The organism is Streptomyces cyaneofuscatus, assembly GCF_033109485.1.
GTDB classification, from domain to species: Bacteria; Actinomycetota; Actinomycetes; order Streptomycetales; family Streptomycetaceae; genus Streptomyces; species Streptomyces cyaneofuscatus.
This window is the reverse complement of record NZ_CP137002.1, coordinates 1058051-1073470: the sequence shown is the minus strand read 5'-3', so window position 1 is coordinate 1073470 and position 15420 is coordinate 1058051. Positions and strand designations below refer to the sequence as shown.

Annotated in this window: 13 protein-coding genes; 2 read left to right on the top strand and 11 right to left on the bottom strand. The window is 71.4% G+C overall.

Features of this window, described 5'->3' with window-relative positions; all coding sequences use genetic code 11:
- Window positions 1–34 precede the first annotated feature (34 nt).
- A complete protein-coding gene (locus R2B67_RS04410) occupies window positions 35–661 on the bottom strand; it encodes a TetR family transcriptional regulator (protein WP_317816531.1) in 627 nt (208 codons plus the stop codon).
- A gap of 143 nt (window positions 662–804) precedes the next feature.
- Here R2B67_RS04410 and R2B67_RS04405 point away from each other — a divergent pair, with 143 nt between their 5' ends.
- Both R2B67_RS04405 and R2B67_RS04400 read left to right on the top strand, forming a co-directional pair.
- The gene (locus R2B67_RS04405) at window positions 805–1608 is read left to right on the top strand and encodes an AfsR/SARP family transcriptional regulator (RefSeq protein ID WP_317816530.1); all 804 of its coding nucleotides are present in this window, start codon (window positions 805–807) and stop codon (window positions 1606–1608) included.
- A 253-nt stretch (window positions 1609–1861) separates the two neighbouring features.
- Window positions 1862–3832, top strand: a complete 1971-nt coding sequence (locus tag R2B67_RS04400) for a helix-turn-helix domain-containing protein (RefSeq protein ID WP_317816529.1) — start codon at window positions 1862–1864, stop codon at window positions 3830–3832.
- Here R2B67_RS04400 and R2B67_RS04395 read toward each other — a convergent pair.
- From R2B67_RS04395 to R2B67_RS04350, 10 genes are all read right to left on the bottom strand, one after another.
- Entirely contained in the window at window positions 3793–5028 is a 1236-nt protein-coding gene (locus tag R2B67_RS04395; RefSeq protein WP_317816528.1) for an IS701 family transposase, read from the bottom strand. The two genes, R2B67_RS04400 and R2B67_RS04395, sit on opposite strands and share 40 nt — an antisense overlap.
- Window positions 5029–5264: 236 nt before the next feature.
- Entirely contained in the window at window positions 5265–6452 is a 1188-nt protein-coding gene (locus R2B67_RS04390) for a 3-hydroxybenzoate 6-monooxygenase (protein WP_317824776.1), read from the bottom strand.
- 56 nt (window positions 6453–6508) lie between these two features.
- Window positions 6509–7810 (bottom strand): 3-phosphoshikimate 1-carboxyvinyltransferase, encoded by a 1302-nt coding sequence (aroA, locus tag R2B67_RS04385; RefSeq protein ID WP_317816527.1) that lies wholly within the window; start codon window positions 7808–7810, stop codon window positions 6509–6511.
- A gap of 43 nt (window positions 7811–7853) precedes the next feature.
- Window positions 7854–8195, bottom strand: coding sequence for a hypothetical protein (locus R2B67_RS04380; protein WP_317816526.1), 342 nt, complete (start codon window positions 8193–8195; stop codon window positions 7854–7856).
- Entirely contained in the window at window positions 8183–10069 is a 1887-nt protein-coding gene (locus R2B67_RS04375; protein WP_317816525.1) for an anthranilate synthase family protein, read from the bottom strand. The genes R2B67_RS04380 and R2B67_RS04375 overlap by 13 nt, the downstream gene beginning before the upstream one ends.
- Window positions 10070–10095: 26 nt before the next feature.
- Complete coding sequence (locus R2B67_RS04370) at window positions 10096–10752, bottom strand: isochorismatase family protein (RefSeq protein WP_317816524.1); 657 nt, start codon at window positions 10750–10752, stop codon at window positions 10096–10098.
- A gap of 22 nt (window positions 10753–10774) precedes the next feature.
- Complete coding sequence (locus R2B67_RS04365; protein ID WP_018513462.1) at window positions 10775–11545, bottom strand: 2,3-dihydro-2,3-dihydroxybenzoate dehydrogenase; 771 nt, start codon at window positions 11543–11545, stop codon at window positions 10775–10777.
- A 50-nt stretch (window positions 11546–11595) separates the two neighbouring features.
- A complete protein-coding gene (locus tag R2B67_RS04360; RefSeq protein WP_317816523.1) occupies window positions 11596–12768 on the bottom strand; it encodes a 3-deoxy-7-phosphoheptulonate synthase in 1173 nt (390 codons plus the stop codon).
- Window positions 12769–12974: 206 nt separating this feature from the next.
- Window positions 12975–14828 carry an asparagine synthase (glutamine-hydrolyzing) gene (gene asnB / locus R2B67_RS04355; RefSeq protein WP_317816522.1) on the bottom strand — a complete coding sequence of 618 codons (1854 nt, stop codon included), beginning with the start codon at window positions 14826–14828 and terminating at the stop codon, window positions 12975–12977.
- A 96-nt stretch (window positions 14829–14924) separates the two neighbouring features.
- Complete coding sequence (locus R2B67_RS04350) at window positions 14925–15380, bottom strand: SRPBCC family protein (protein WP_317816521.1); 456 nt, start codon at window positions 15378–15380, stop codon at window positions 14925–14927.
- Window positions 15381–15420 lie beyond the last annotated feature (40 nt).

Sequence of the window (15420 nt, the reverse complement as noted above, 5' to 3'; positions counted from 1 at the left end):
CGGCGGCACAACACGTTCCGGCGGCTTGCCGCGCTCAGCCGTGCCCGCGCGCGGACCGGCACGGTACACCGTCACCGGTCCCCGCGCCGTGCGTCGCGGCCGCGCCGGACAGGGACAACTCCCATACCCGGGAGAGCTGTCGGACCGGGCTGTGTCCGGCCTCGGGAGCGGCCGCGCGCCGCCGCATGTCCGCCTCCGTGCCCAGCACCAGCAGGGTGGCGAGGGTCGAGAACGCCACGGGGTCGGAGCCCTCCGCGCCCGGCGCGTGCAGCCAGTCGCTGATCGTCGGAGCCCACGCGCTGTCCCAGTCCGCGGCGGCACCCGGCCGCTCCTGCGTCAGGCGTGCGGCAGCCCGTACGACCGCCTCGTCCTGTAACAGCCTGGCCAGCGCCAGAGTGAGTTGCACCACGGCCTGCACGGGGGCGGCCTCGGTGGCGGACACCTCGTGCACCACGGCGGTGGTGGCGTAGTGCCCCCGGCTCCTGACGGTCGCCGCCAGCTCCTCCTTCGACGAGAAGTGGAACGTCAGCGCGCCCATGGAGATGCCGGCCGCCTTGCTGATCTGGGCGAGCGAGGACCCCGCGTACCCGTGGCGGTCGAACTCCCCGGCCGCCGCCTCGATCAGAGCCTGGCGCGTCCGCGCGCTCCTTGCCTGTTTCACAGTTCCCCTTCGCGGCAGTTGAGCCTCACCAAAAAAAAAAAACCACTATTATTAACTGTAATGGGGGGCCAGGGGAGTGCACCAGCGCCGTGGGGAACGGCGTGCACTGCCGTACGCCCTGACAGTCATTTACAGGGGGCGTAATGGACATCAAGGTGCTGGGGATCCTGTCCGTGGAAGAGGGAGGCATACCGATCACACCGATGGAGGCGCAGGTCCGGCAGGTCCTCGCGCTGCTGGCGGCCCAGGTCGACCACACGGTCCCGACGGTCGTCCTCGTCGAGGAGCTCTGGCCCGTCGACCCGCCCCAGCACGCCACCGACATCGTGGAACGCCACATCCGCCGGCTGCGGGACCTCATCTCCGCCGCCCTCTCCCGCGCCGCGCTGGAGGCGCCCCACGGCTCCACCCACCGCGAGCCGCGCAGCGCCGACACCGTGCTGGCCTCCCGGTCGGGCGGCTACCGCCTCGACAGCGGCGGCGGTACGAGCGACGCCTGGACGTTCGCCCGGGCGGCGGGCGCCGGCTACCGGGCCATGGAGACCGAGGACTTCGAGACCGCGGCCGGCCGGCTGCGCGACGCGCTGGGCCTGTGGACCGCCGAGCCGTACGCCGGTGTCCTGCACGGACCGCACCTGCGCGCCCACGCCGAGCAGCTCGAACAGTCCTGGCAGCGCGCCCTCGACCAGTGGATCGCCACCGAGATGCAGCTCGGCCGGCACCTCACCCTGCACGCCGACCTGTCGCTGCTCCTGTCCCGGTCCCGCGCCCGTCAGCCGCTGTACGAAGGGCTCATGGCGGAACTGCGCCGCACCGGCGACCCCTTCCGTGTGCTCCAGGCCTACAAGCGGCTGCGCCGGGGCACGCCGCAGCCGCGGGTGCCCCGCCAGGCGGCGGCACCCGTCCGTATGCCGCAGTCGTTCGGGCTGAGCGCCAGCCTCGTCTGACGGCTCCGGCCCGGCACATGACAGGACGTCCGGACGCCTCGGCGTCCGGACGTCCTGTCGCTGGGGCATGCCCCTCACCCCGACCACACACCCACCGCGGCCGGGTACCGTCTCCAGCCACCTTTCGGCCTCCCGCCATGGTGGCCCGGCCACCACCCGACGCCATCACCGCCGGTAACCGATTGACTGGCAGTTCATCGGCGAATTAGTTTCGGCCAGGTAAGGGGACTGGGGCCACCGGGGGGATCGGCACGTGACGACGAATACGCGGACGGGCGGAGCGGACCTGCTCACCGTCCTGGAACTCCTCGCCGAGGAAGCGCCCCCCAGCCGGTTCGAGGAGCTTCTGCAGAGCGCTCGCCGGGCCGGCCAAGCGCCGGACGACATCGCCCGCCTCGAACGCGCCGTCTCGCTGGCCCGCGGCGTCCACGCCTTACAGGGCCGGCGCCGCCAGCGGGAGGACGGCCTCGCCGACCTGGTCGACACCGCCCGGGATCTGACCTTCCCCTATGAACTCGACGCGCTGCTGAGGGTCGTCACCCGGAGGGTCAAGCGGCTCCTCAACTTCGACATGACCTGCGTCGCGCTGATGGACGCCGACGGCACGCTGTACGCCCGTACGTCGGAAGGGTCGACCACCGCCCTCGCGAACGAGTTCCGTATCGCCCCCGGCCGCGGTCTCGGCCACCGGGCCCTGACCACCGGCGCCCCCGTGTGGACGGCCGACTATCCCGGCGGCGAAGGCATCGAGGCCTGCCAGGAGACCGATGTCGTGCGCGCCGAGGGGCTGCGCGCGCTCATGGCCGTCCCGCTGCTGAACGGGAACAGCCCCGTCGGCGTGCTGTACGGCGCCACCCGCGCGGTACGCCACTTCAGCCCCGACGAGATCGGGCTGGTCTGCTCGCTGGCCATGCTCGCCGCCGTGGCCATCGAACGGGCCGAGCGGCTCGAACAGGCCCGGGGCGAGGTCGACGAGCTCGAACTGGACGGTCTGCGCACCCGCACCAGCCTGGTCAGACTCCAGCAGCTCAACGAGGCCCACAGCCGCACCATGAGCCTGCTGCTCGCCGGAGCCGACCTCACCACCGTGGCCAAGGCGGCCGGGGACGCGCTGGACGGCACCCTCCAGCTACGCGATCCCGCCGGCCGCCTCCTGGCCGGCGGCGGGGAGATACCGGACCTCGACGAGGAAGCCGTGGCCAGGACCGCTCTGGACGCCCACACCCGGCGCACCGCGGTGGCGGCCTCCGGCAACATCTGGGTCGCCCCGGTCATCGCCGGCGCGGAGGACCTGGGCTTCCTGATCCTGCGCCCCGCCACCGCACTGGTCGGGGAGGACGAACGCCTGCTGCACCTCACGGCGCAGGCCTTCGCGATCCAGCTCCTCCTCCAGCACAGCACGGCACTGGCCGAAGGGCCCGTACGCGACGAACTCTTCGACGACCTGCTCGCCACGTCCAGCCGCTCCGCGCACCGTCTGCGGCACCTGGTCAAGCGCGCCCACCGCATCGGCCTCGACCTCGACGCGCCCCATGTCCTGGTGGTCGGGCGCCCCGAGGGCGGGGAGCACGGCCGCGCCCTGGTCTGGGCTTCCTCCTACGCCCACCGGATGTCCGGTCTCAAGACCGCGCACGACGGCTGCATCCTGCTGCTCCTGCCCGGCGACGACGCCTCCGCCGCGGCCCGGGCGGTCGCCGACGAGCTCTCTCCGCTGCTCGGCCACCCCGTGTCGGTCGGCGCCGCGGGCCCCGGCCGAGGCCCGGCGGAGATCCGCCGGATGCACCAGGAGGCCGTGCGCTGCCTGGACGTGCTGACCGCTCTGAACGGCGCGGGCAGTGTGGCCTCCGTGCGGGACCTGGGCTTCCTCGGCCTGCTCCTCTCCGACGACCACGACGTGGACAGCTTCATCGAGTCGGCCATCGGCCCGGTCCTCGGCCACGACCAGGACCGCCAGACGGACCTCATCGCCACCCTGGAGGCGTTCTTCGCGGCGGGCAGCAGCCCGACCAACGCGGCCGAGGCCCTGCATGTGCACCCCAACACCGTCTCGCGCCGGCTGGAACGGATCTCCGAACTCCTCGGCCAGGAGTGGGCGCAGCCGGACCGCACCCTCGAAGTCCAGCTCGCCCTGCGGGTGCTGCGGGCCCGGAACGTGCTCCAGCAGCAGCCGAACACCGAGGCCGGTCAGGCGGACGCCGGGCCGGCCGCGCGGTCCACCGGATAGTCCCCGGCCGTCAGCGCCACCGCCGCATGGGCCGCGGAGGCGAGGGTGATGTGGCGGTGCCACCCCCGGAACGACCTGCCGACGAAATCGCGCAGCCCCGCCGGAACACCGGTCCGGGTGAAATCCTGATCGACCCGGCGGGTCAGCTTGGTGGTGCGCAGGAGTTGCGCGGTGGGCAGGTGCGTCAGGTCGGTGAGCCACAACTGGGCGGGCGGACGGGCCGGGTCCTGCCACTCCCCGACCAGCAGCATGGGCCGCGGACGGACACCCGCGCGGACGGGGAACGCGACCGGGACCGCCGTGGCGAGCGAGGTCCGCCCGGCCCACTGCCCGGCGGTGTCCAGCCAGCGGACCGGCCGGCGCATCCCCGTGACCATCTCGACGATCCGCTGGGCGGGCAGGGGACCGGCCCCGTAGCCGGGCAGCGCCCGGTTGGCCACGCTCACCCGGGCGGAGGCGCTCACGCGCGCCAGGACGGGCGCCCCCGCCGCGAAGAGACGGCCCATCGCCTCCTGCGGATTGCCGCGCCGCAGGTCGAGCAGGACGGGCCGGCGCGGGCCGGCCCCGTACCGCGCACTGTCCAGCGCGACGGCGACGGCGCACTCCTCCGCGCTCTCGGCCGGTGCGGCCTCCGGCACCTCCGCGCGGTCACGACGCGCGGGGTCGCTGGCCCACTGGTGCGGCAGCAGCAGCCGCCAGTCGACCGGGGCGCTGACCTCCTCGGAGGCGAACCACACGCCGAACGCCTGCTGTCCACGGAACATATGGCCCAGCTCCGGGGCGAACAGCCGGTCCACCCCCACCGAGTGCTCGCCCGCCTTCGGTATGTCCATCGAGCGCACCACCAGGGCCTGGGGAGAGGCGGTCCGCTCCAGGTAGGAGGCGAGCGCCCGCCGCATCGGCCGCCAGTCCCAGGTGGAACTGGAGATGAAGTGGTGCAGGCTCTGCTCCGCGGCCTGGCCGCCCACCTGCGCGGCGATGTTGCGGATCGACTTACGGCCCTGCGCGGTGAGCAACCCCCGTAGGTACTGCTCGGCTCTGAGCCGTTGGTCCTTGCGGTGGAAGGCCGAGAACAGCGACTCACACAGTTCCCGTACGACATCGTCGGACAGCGCGGCACCGGACGGCAGGTGGGCCCGCTCACCGAACGGGGCCGTGACAAAGGTGTCTCGTTCCTTGATGACAGACGTGTTCACAACGCTCCAGCCATGGTCGGGCAGCTATCTGGCTACCCGCACACCATCGCTGTGCGGCAGGGCTCCGCAGGAGGTGCACAGACCACCCGTCGGGGCGTGCGGATGCGCCTGCGAGCACCGTCCCGGCCGCGTCGCGGTGCCGTCCGGCCGGCCGTCCGGGCGGCCCGCCACAGAGGTGGCCGGAGCACCTGGCGGCCCGGCCCGGACGGTGACGTGACCCCAGGTCAGGCCAGGCCTCAGCGGGACCGGACGAACCCCTGCTCCCCGTGCAGCCAGGACACCTTGTCGTACAGCTCGTCCTGGGAGAGCGAGGAGAGCATGGTGTTGCGCGCGGCGGCGGCGTCGCCCGCCGGGTGGTAGAGCTGCGTGCCCATCTCCCGGGCGACCAGCTGGGCCCGGCCGGTCCGCTCGCGGCGCTCCGCGTTGAACTTCTCCAGGCGTTGCACGATGTCGTCACCGTCGGCGTCGCCGAGCAGATCGCCCAGCACCACGGCGTCCTCAAGGGCCTGGCACGCCCCCTGGGCCGCGTACTGGAGCATCGGGTGCGCGGCATCGCCCGTCAGCACGACCCGGCCGTCGGTCCAGTCGTCCACCGGATCGCGGTCGCACAGCACCCACTCGCGCCAGCCCTCGCCGAGCTCCAGAAGGCGGCGGGCCGTGCTGCCGAGGCCCGGGAACCGGCCCAGCACATGGTCGCGTTCGGCGGGGCGGCCCGCCACGGCCTCGCGGGCGCCGTCGTCCAGGGTGACGGCGAGGTTGAGGTACTTGCCGTCACCGATGATGTAGTGCACGAAGTGCCACTTGGGGCCGGCCCACAGGGTCACGGTGTTCCAGCGGAGCTCCTCGGGCACCCGCTCGATCGGGATGACCGAGCGGTAGATGGTGTGGCCCGAGACGCGCGGTTCGCCGTCGCCGAGCATCTGCGCGCGCACCGTGGAGCGGATGCCGTCGGCGCCGATGAGCGCCGCACCCGTGAACGTCCGCCCGTCCGTGGTGTGCACGGTGACGGCCGAGGCGTCCTGCTCGTACCTGGCGACCGAGGCACCGGCGACCAGCTCGACGTTGTCCAGCGCCTGGCAGCCGGCCAGCAGCGGCTGGTACAGATCGCCCCGGTGCACCACCGCGTACGGGTTGCCGAACCGCTCGCGGTAGGCGTCGGTGAGTGACATGGCGGCGATCTTGCGGTCCGTCGTGCCGTCCATGAACCGCAGCTCGTCGATGAAGACGGCACGGTCGCGTACGCCGTCGGCCACGCCCAGCCGGCCCAGGGCGTGGAAGGCGTTCGGGCCGAGCTGGATGCCCGCGCCGATCTCGGCGAAGGTGTCACTGCGCTCCAGCACCGTCACCCGGTGTCCTCGCCCGGCCAGTGACAGAGCCGTGGCGAGCCCTCCGATGCCGCCACCGGCGACCACTATCTGAGCCATGTCGCTCATCTGTCCTCTCTGTCCTCATCTTTTCTCGTACGGGTGGTGACGCCCGCTCATCCGGCGGCCGGGCCCGCGGTCGCTGCCGGGCCGTGCTGCGGGAAGAGCCGGTTCAGTTCCTGGTGGAAGCCGGGGAAGGTCTTGGCGACGCAGCCGGGGTCGTCGAGGGTGATGCCCTCGCTCCGCAGTCTCAGGACGGAGAACGCCATGGCGATGCGGTGGTCCCGGTGGCAGGCGATGCGGGCCGGCGCCGGAGCCCCGGGGTGGACGGTGATCCAGTCGCGGCCCACCTCGGTGCGGATGCCGAGCGCCCGCAGGTTTCCCGCGACCGCGGCGATCCGGTCCGACTCCTTGAGCCGGGCGTGCCCGATGCCCCGGATGCTGATGGGGGCGTCGGCGAGCGGTGCGATCGCCGCCAGGGTCATGAAGGTGTCCGAGATCTCGCCCATGTCCACGCCGAAGCCGCCGGACAGGCTGCCGGTGCCCGTGACCGTGGTCGCGTCCTCGGTGGTCTCCACCCGAGCCCCGAGCTGCCCCAGCACCCGCGCGAAGCGCAGATCGCCCTGGAGGCTGCCGCTGCCGAGGCCGGGAACGGTCACGCTCCGGCCGGTGACCGCCGCGGCCGCGAAGAAGTACGAGGCGGTGGAGGCGTCGGGCTCGATGCGCAGATCCGCTCCCCGGTAGCCGCCCGGACGCACGGTGAAGACACCCGTCGCATCCTCGGTGACGCGCGCCCCGAAACGCCGCATCAGGGCCAGCGTCATATCGATGTAGGGGCGGCTGACCAGGTCCCGGACGGTCACCACCAGGGGCCGGCGCATCAGCGGGCCCGCCATCAGCAGGCCGGTGAGGAACTGGCTGCTCAGGGTCCCGTCGACATCGAGCGCGCCGCCGTCCAGGCCGCGCGAGCGGACCCGCAGGGGCAGTCGCCCGCCCGCTCCGGTCTCCACCTCCGCTCCCAGTCGGCGCAGGGCGTCGGCCAGGGGAGCGACGGGCCGTGCGGTGAGCTGGTCGCTCCCCTCGAAGAGGAACTCACCGTGCCCCGTCGCGGCGTACGGCGGCAGGAACCGTGCCGCCGTACCCGCGTCGGCGCACCAGACCCGCCCCGAGCCGGCCGGGCCGCGCTCCGGACCCGTCACGGTCCAGGCCGCGTCGTCCGCCGACACGTCGACACGTACGCCGAGTTCGGCCAGGGCGAGACGGAAGGCGACGGTGTCGTCGCTCACCAGCGGGGCGGTGAGCGTACTGGGCGTACCGGCCGCCGACGCCAGCAGCAGGGCCCGGTTGGTGAGCGATTTGGAGCCCGGCACCCGGGCCTCGACCGGTTCGGTACGCGGTCGGCTGATGGCAGTGGTCATCTCTGTCCTCCGTCGGATACGACCGGTCCGGCCTCTCGGCAGGTCAGCCCGGGGCCTGTTCGAGGGCCAGGCCGCGGCCGGCCAGGGCGGCGAGCGTGAAGGCGCCCTCCGCGGTGGCCTCCACGTCGAAGGCATGACGCTCGGTGGGCGGATAGCCGATCAGCTCGGCGGCCCGGGACGGCAGCGGCCGGGACGCGGCCTCGGCCGACTCCCACAGCAGCACCGCCCCCCAGCGCCCGGTGTCCGCGTCCGAGATCCAGAACTTCAGCCGCAGGCCGGGGATCTTCGAGAACCTCTCCACCGCCTCGTCCCTGAGGAAGTGGCGCAGCGACTCGATGGTCTGCCCGGACGCCGCCAGGTCCCACCACACGATCACCGCACGCATGACGCCGCCAGGGATTCGAGCAGGATGCCGAAGATCCGCAGACCGTTCTGGGTCAGCACGGATTCGGCGTGGAACTGCATGGACGCGAAGCGTTCGGCGCGCAGGGCGTGCACCTCACCGGTCGAGCTGCTGCGGCTGACCTCGATGCGCCCGTGCACCGGATGCTCGAAGCTGTCCTGTTCGGCGCGGGCGGCGTAGGCGTTGTAGAAGCCCACCCGCTCACGCCGGCCGAACAGGTCGATCTCGTGCTGGGCCCCCTGGTTCGGGACCAGCCGCCGCACCAGCGGCAGACCGAGCAGGGTGCTCAGCACCTGGTGGCTCAGGCACACGGCGAGGAACGGCCGCCCCTCGTCCAGCACCTGGGCGACCGCCGCCCGCAGATGCGCGATCTTCGGGTGGCTGGTCTCCCGAGGATCTCCCGGTCCCGGCCCCATGATGAGGAGGTCGTAGCCGTCGATGTCGTACGGCTCGTCGAAGCGGCGTACCGTCACCTCGCAGCCCAGCGAGCGGACCTGGTGGGCGATCATCGAGGTGAAGGTGTCCTCGGCGTCGATCACCAGCACGCTGCGCCCGGCCAGGGCGCTCGTCACCCGGTCCCGGTCCACGGCGTCCTTGAGCCAGAAGCCGGCGATGGTGCCGTTGCGCTCGCCGAGGGCTTCGAGCACGGCCGGGTGCGCCCCGAACCGGCTGGACTCCTGCTCACCCAGCGCGGCCAGCAGCCCGGCCGCCTTGGCGCGGGTCTCGTGCACTTCGGAGACCGGGTCGGAGTGGCGTACCAGCGTCGCGCCGACGCCGATCTTCATCTGCCCGGCACCGTCGATCTCGGCGGTCCGGATCAGGATCGAGGAGTCCAGGGTGCGCCCGCCCGATGCATCGCGCCCGATCAGCGCCACGACCCCGCTGTAGTAGCCGCGGCCGGTGGGCTCGTAACGGCTGATCACCTTTGCCGCGCTCTCCAGCGGCGAGCCGGTCACGGTCGGTGCGAAGAGCGTTTCGCGCAGGATCTCGCGCACGTCCCTGTCCGTACGGCCCTCGATGAAGTACTCCGTATGGGCCAGGTGGGCCATTTCCTTGAGGTACGGGCCCGCCACCCGGCCCCCCGCGGGGCAGAGCCGGCCCATCATCTTCAGTTCCTCGTCGACGACCATGTACAGCTCGTCGGCTTCCTTCTGGTCGTCCAGGAACTTCAGCACGCCGTCGAGCGTCGGCCCGTTCGCGGGGTAGCGGTAGGTCCCGCTGATCGGGTTCATCACCGCCGTACCGTCGTGGAGGCTGATGTGCCGCTCCGGGGTGGCGCCGATGAACGTACGGTCGCCGGTATGGACGAGGAAGGTCCAGTAGGCCCCGGCCTCCCGTTCCAGAAGCCGGCGGAAGAACGACAGCGCCGCGCGCGGACCGAAACCGGGCAGCTGCGCGGTGAAGGAGCGCTTGATGACGAAGTTGGCGCCCTCACCGGTGCCGATCTCGTCCGCGATCACCCGTCGCACGATGTCGGCATAGGCGTCGTCACCGACGTCGAAATGGCCGTCGGCCAGCTTCACCGGATCGTCGGGCAGCAGCGGCAGGGTCTCGCCGAGCGGCAGGACGGTCTGCTCACGCACCCTCATCGCCAGCAGGGGCGCGTCGTCGGTGTGCGCGGCGTAACCCCGCTCGGTGATCTGCTGGTACGGGATGAGGGCGAGCAGCTCGTGACCCGGCGCCGCGTCCTCGTCCAGAGGCAGGTCGGCGAGGCGTGCGGCCTGCTCCACATCCCCCCGGAGCAGCTCCAGGACGTCGGGTCCGGCCGACTCGGGCCGGTGCAGCAGGGCGAACGCGCCCGCGGAGCCGTCGAGGATCCGCGACAGGACATCGGACGCGGTGTCCGGGCTGGCCATGGGGGTTCCTTTCACCGAGGCCGTACTCAACGTGCTGACTCGTTCGTGTCGAGTTCGACCAGGACGGACTTGGTGGTGACGACCCGGGCGGCGCGCTGCGCCGCGTAGTCGAGGGCGAGGCGGTGGTAGTCCGCCGAGAAGTCGGCGACCGCGTCGGCCACCAGGAACGGCTGGATGTCGTTCGTGAACGCGTCGACCGCGGTCATCAGCACACCGACGTGGGCGTAGACGCCGGAGATGATGAGCTGGTCCCGGCCGTGGGACCGCATACGCTCCAGCAGATCGGACTTGAAGAAGGCGCTGTAGCGCCACTTGGTGAAGACCCAGTCGCCCTCGGCGGGTTCCAGGGGGGCCACGACCCGCTTGTGCTCGGGGGTGGGACGCATCCCGGGCCCCCAGAAGTCCTTGAGCAGGCCGCGCTCCTGCGGGGTCATCCCGCCGGGCTGCGCGGTGTAGGCGACCGGGATGCCCAGCGCGGCACACCGCTCGCGCAGCAGCACGGCGTTGCCCACCAGCGTGGCCCCCGGCGCGGCGGTGCGCGGGAACGGCCGGAGGAAGAACTCCTGCATGTCGTGCAGGAGCAGCACCGCCCGCCCGGGGTCCACCTGCCAGTCCACCGTGTTGACCGGCAGATCCGCGGCTTCGGGCATGGGGTAGGGGTCGACAGGGGGTATGCCGGGCATGGGGCTGGGGGTCCTTTCGTGGTCAGACACCGAGGGTGGCTCCGCCGTCCACGGTCATGTCGTGCATGGTGATGTGGCCCGCCTGGTCGGACAGGAGGAACAGCACGGCCTGTGCCACGTCCTCGGGACGGGCGACCTTGCCCAGCGGAATGCCGACCCGGTAGGCGTCGGGATTGCCCGTGACGGAGGCCTTGGCCGCGGTCTGCGCGGTGTGCATCCCGCGCAGCATGGGTGTGTCGGTCGAACCGGGAGCGACCAGGTTGCAGCGGATGTTGTACTGGGCGACCTCAAGGCCGAGGCACTTGGTGAAGGCGGTCGCCGCCGCCTTGGACGCCGCGTAGGCGGCCATCTCCGTACGCGCGGTGCCCGCCGCGTTCGAGGCGACGGTCACGATGGCGCCGCGCCGGCGGGGGATCATGCGGTTGACGAGGGCGCGGGAGGTGAAGAAGACGCCGTTGGTGTTCACCGCCAGGGTGGCCGTCCAGTCCTGGTCGGTGAGGTCCCGTGCCGCGCCCAGGCGGAGCACGCCCGCGGCGTTGACGAGATAGTCCACCGGGCCCAGGTCGCGTTCGACCCGCTCCACCAGGGCCTCCACCTCGGCGCTGGAGGTGACATCGGCCGGGAAGCCGGTCACGGCCAGCCCGTCGGCCCGCAGCTTGTCCACGGACTCCGCCAGCCGTTCGGGGACCAGGTCCACGGCGGCGACCTTCACCCCGCGGTCCGCCAGGAGCCGGACGACCGCCTCGCCGATGCCGCCGGCCGCCCCGGTGACCAGGGCAACTCTGCCTTCCACGTGCGTACCTCCTACAAGTGATGGATGCGTGTCGCCGGACGGGTCCGGACTCAGCCCCGCCACGCCGAGACGACCTCGATGGCCTGCTGGGGATTGAGGCGGGGATCGCAGAAGCTGAGGTACTTGTCGCCGACCCGGCGGAGCTCGGAGGCGTCGAGGACGCACTCGGTGACCTTCTCCGGGGTGGTCTCCAGGTGGAGACCGGCGGCGACACCGCCGTTCGCGCACACGGCGTTCTGGAAGTTCTCCACCTCACGGATGACCGTCGACACCATGCGGGTCTTGAGACCGTCGGGGCTGGTGACGGTGTTGCCGTGCATCGGGTCCGAGAGCCAGAGCACCGGGTGGCCGGCCTGGTGGACCGCGCGGACCAGGGCGGGCAGCTTCTCGGCGACGTTGTCGGCGCCCATGCGCGCGATGAGCGTGAGCCGGCCGGGGTGCCGCCGGGCGTCGAGACGGTCGCACAGGGCGAGCAGCGTGTCCGGCGTCATGGTCGGCCCGACCTTGACCGCGACGGGGTTGGAGACGGCGGCGAGCAGCGCGATGTGGGCGCCGTCCAGCTGCCGGGTGCGCTCGCCGACCCACGGCCAGTGGGTCGAGGTCAGCAGCAGGGAGCCGTCGGGTTCGCGGCGCAGCAGCGGCAGTTCGTAGTCGAGCAGCAGTGCTTCGTGGCTGGTCCAGACGGGGACGTCGAGCACCGAGCGGCTGGCGGTCCCGCGCCAGCCGAGGTAGTGCATGATGTCGCTGGCGGCCCGGTAGCCGGTCAGCAGATGCCCCGGGTCGGGGCGGCGCAGCTCCGCGTCGGGCTCCGGACGGTTGACCATGTGGCCGCGGTAGACCGGCAGTTCGACGCCGTCCACCAGCTCGGTGGGGGAGGAGCGGGGCTTGCCGAACTGGCCGGCCAGCCGACCCACCCGTACGACCGAGTTCCCCGAGGCGAGCTTCATCGCCCCGGCCAGCAGGTCCAGCAGCGCGCTCTTGCGCGTGACGTCCTCGGGGGTGGCCTCGGCCGGGTCCTCGGCGCAGTCACCGGTCTGGATCACCTGGAGATGACCCGCGGCGGCTTCCGCGAGCAGGGAGCGCAGACGGCGTACCGCCTCGGCATCCACGAGGGCCGGCATCCGTTCGAGGTCTGCCTGTACGTCCCCGAGACGTGGATGGGCGCTCCAGTCGGGCTGCTGCAGCGCGGGTATGGATCGGATGGAGGACTGAATGTCAATCATCGGTTCCCTCAGCAGGGCGTGCCGGAACGGGGTCCGGCGGCGGGCGGGCGCGGTGAGGCGTGATGCGAGGCGATGAGCACGGTCGGTGCGTCTGGTGTGCAGGGCACGGAAAGGGGCGTGCGGCAGGTGCCCGCGGGCCTTCCTGGTCGCCGCCTGCGGGGCGGACGACGGGGAAGGCCCGCCGGACGGGGCGGCCGGCCGGAGCGTTACAGCTCGACCGTCACGTCGTAGTCGCTGACCCAGGTGTTGAACTCGACCAGGCGCTCCAGGACGGCGCGGGCGCTCCAGGGGCCCCCGACGGCGTAGGCCCCCTCGGGGCGGTCGAGCAGCCTGCGGATGTCCGCCTCGCCGACCAGGCCGAGGACGGGGGCGCCCTCGGTGATGATGGCCTCGACGCGCTTGCGCAGCTCCAGCTCGTAGGTGAGGTCCTGGGTGGAGGGGTACGGGTTCTTCTTGCGGTCCAGGACCGAGTCGGGCAGGACGCCTCGCATGGCGGCCCGCAGCAGGCTCTTCTCGCGGCCGTCGAAGTTCTTCATCGCCCACGGGGTGTTGTAGACGTACTCCACCAGCCGGTGGTCGGTGAAGGGGACGCGCACCTCCAGGCTGGCGGCCATGCTGATGCGGTCCTTGCGGTCCAGCAGGAAGTTCTCCCAGCGGGTGAGGTTGAGGAAGGTCAGCTCACGCATCCGGGCCTCGTGGCCACTCTCCCCGGCCAGCCGGGGAACCTGCTGGAGGGCCTCGGTGTAGCGCTGCTTGATGTACTCGGTCAGCCCGAGCCGGTCCCACAGGCCGATGTCCTGCAGCGCGCCGATGCCGCCGGCCTTCTCGAACGGGTGGTGCCAGGGGAAGCTGTCGAGCGAGACGGCCTCCTCGTCGTGGAACCAGGTGTACCCGCCGAAGAGTTCGTCGGCGGCCTCGCCGGACAGGGCGACCGTCATACGCTCCTTGAGCGCGCGGCACAGCAGCAGCAGCGAGTACTCCATGTCACCGGTGGAGACCGGGAGGTCCTGGGCGCGCAGCACCTGCTGACGTACCTCGTCGTTGAGGACGTCGTTGCTGTCGAGCTCGACGATGATGTGTTCGGCCCCGACGTGCTCGGCGACCTCGATGGCGTACGGGGTGTCCGGGTCGGCCCACTGGACGTTCGCCTCGAACCGCTCCTCGTGGCCGGTGAAGTTGACGGAGAAGGCCCGGATCGGCTCGGTGACGCCCTTCTCCGCCAGCGCCTTGGCGGCGATCGCCGTGATGGCGCTGGAGTCGAGGCCGCCGGAGAGCAGGGTGCCGACCGTGACGTCCGCGATCAGCTGGCGGTCCACGATGTCTTCGAGCAGCTCGCGGACCGTGTCGATGGTGGTGTCGAGGTCGTCGGTGTGCTCCCGGGCGGTCAGTTCCCAGTAACGGTGGGAGGAGGAGCCGTCCTTGGTGAACCGCATGACGGTGGCGGGCAGGACCTCGTACATGCCCTTGAGCACTCCGTGTCCGGGCGTCTTGACGATCGAGAAGATCTCCCGGAGGCCCTCGCCGTCGATGACCGCCTCGACGTCCTCGTGGGCGAGGATCGCCTTGAGCTCGGACCCGAAGATCACCCCGTCCTCGGTGGGGTGGTAGTAGAGCGGCTTGACGCCCATCCGGTCGCGGACCAGCAGGAGTTCCTCGGAGCGCGGGTCCCAGATGGCGAAGGCGTAGATGCCGTTGAGCCGCTCGGCGAAGTCGGCACCCCACTGGAGGTAGGCGCGCAGGACGACCTCGGTATCGCTCGACGTGCGGAACTCGTGTCCCAGCCCGCGCAGTTCCTCCCGGAGTTCCTGGAAGTTGTACACCTCGCCGGTGTACGTGATGACGGGCAGGTCGTCGGCGCCCTCGGCGACGGCCATCGGCTGCCGGCCGCCCTCCAGGTCGATGATCGAGAGGCGGCGGTGGCCGAGAACGGCGTGCTGCGAGCTCCACAGGCCGCCGGCGTCCGGGCCACGGCACACCATGGTTTCCGTCATGGTCGACGCGGTCCGGGTGTATTCCCGGAGGTCACGCCCGTAACTCACCCATCCGGCCAGGCCGCACATAAAGGGGTTTCCTCTCGCTGAGAACGCGTAATGTCGAGACGTCTGTGACTATCCGTCCCGGGGGACGGGCGCGGCAATGCCACTCAGAGGAATACGTCAGGTTCCGTTTATCGCGCCGTGGACGATGGGCAGCAGCGAGCCGGCGAACGTCTTCGAGAGGTGCGGCAGAAACTCCGGATCTTTCTGCCCCTTGAGCCGGCCGTCGCCGGTCAAGGTCAACCGCAGCGTGAACGTGGGCCGGCCGTCGCCGTCCGTGCCGATCTCATTGACGATTTCCGCGATGTCGGGGTCGTTGTGCGCCTGGAACGTCATCCGCGTGGGCGGCTCGTAGACGACGCGCTCGCTGACCTTCCTGCCATCCGCGTAGGTGATTTCCCGGAGGAGGCCGTCCTCGTACTCCTCAAGGACTTCGCAGCCTGTGATGTACGGCACGTACTTTGCGGGGTCCTGCGCCTTATGGACCATGGCGTGCCACAGTTCCTCGTTGTTCACCTGTATTCCAGACGGGTTTTCCGGCAGGTACATCGGAACGGTCCAGCTGAGCGTGGTCATGGTGATTTCCTCAAGGTCGGAGAAAGGGGGAAGGCCCGGT

Excerpts from the sequence above, each read along its gene's own strand:
- R2B67_RS04405 (WP_317816530.1), top strand. The coding sequence starts at position 805 with ATGGACATCAAGGTGCTGGGGATCCTGTCCGTGGAAGAGGGAGGCATA.
- R2B67_RS04390 (WP_317824776.1), bottom strand. The coding sequence starts at position 6,452 with ATGGCTCAGATAGTGGTCGCCGGTGGCGGCATCGGAGGGCTCGCCACG.
- aroA (WP_317816527.1), bottom strand. The coding sequence starts at position 7,810 with ATGACCACTGCCATCAGCCGACCGCGTACCGAACCGGTCGAGGCCCGG.
- R2B67_RS04380 (WP_317816526.1), bottom strand. The coding sequence starts at position 8,195 with ATGCGTGCGGTGATCGTGTGGTGGGACCTGGCGGCGTCCGGGCAGACC.
- R2B67_RS04375 (WP_317816525.1), bottom strand. The coding sequence starts at position 10,069 with ATGGCCAGCCCGGACACCGCGTCCGATGTCCTGTCGCGGATCCTCGAC.
- R2B67_RS04370 (WP_317816524.1), bottom strand. The coding sequence starts at position 10,752 with ATGCCCGGCATACCCCCTGTCGACCCCTACCCCATGCCCGAAGCCGCG.
- R2B67_RS04360 (WP_317816523.1), bottom strand. The coding sequence starts at position 12,768 with ATGATTGACATTCAGTCCTCCATCCGATCCATACCCGCGCTGCAGCAG.
- asnB (WP_317816522.1), bottom strand. The coding sequence starts at position 14,828 with ATGTGCGGCCTGGCCGGATGGGTGAGTTACGGGCGTGACCTCCGGGAA.
- R2B67_RS04350 (WP_317816521.1), bottom strand. The coding sequence starts at position 15,380 with ATGACCACGCTCAGCTGGACCGTTCCGATGTACCTGCCGGAAAACCCG.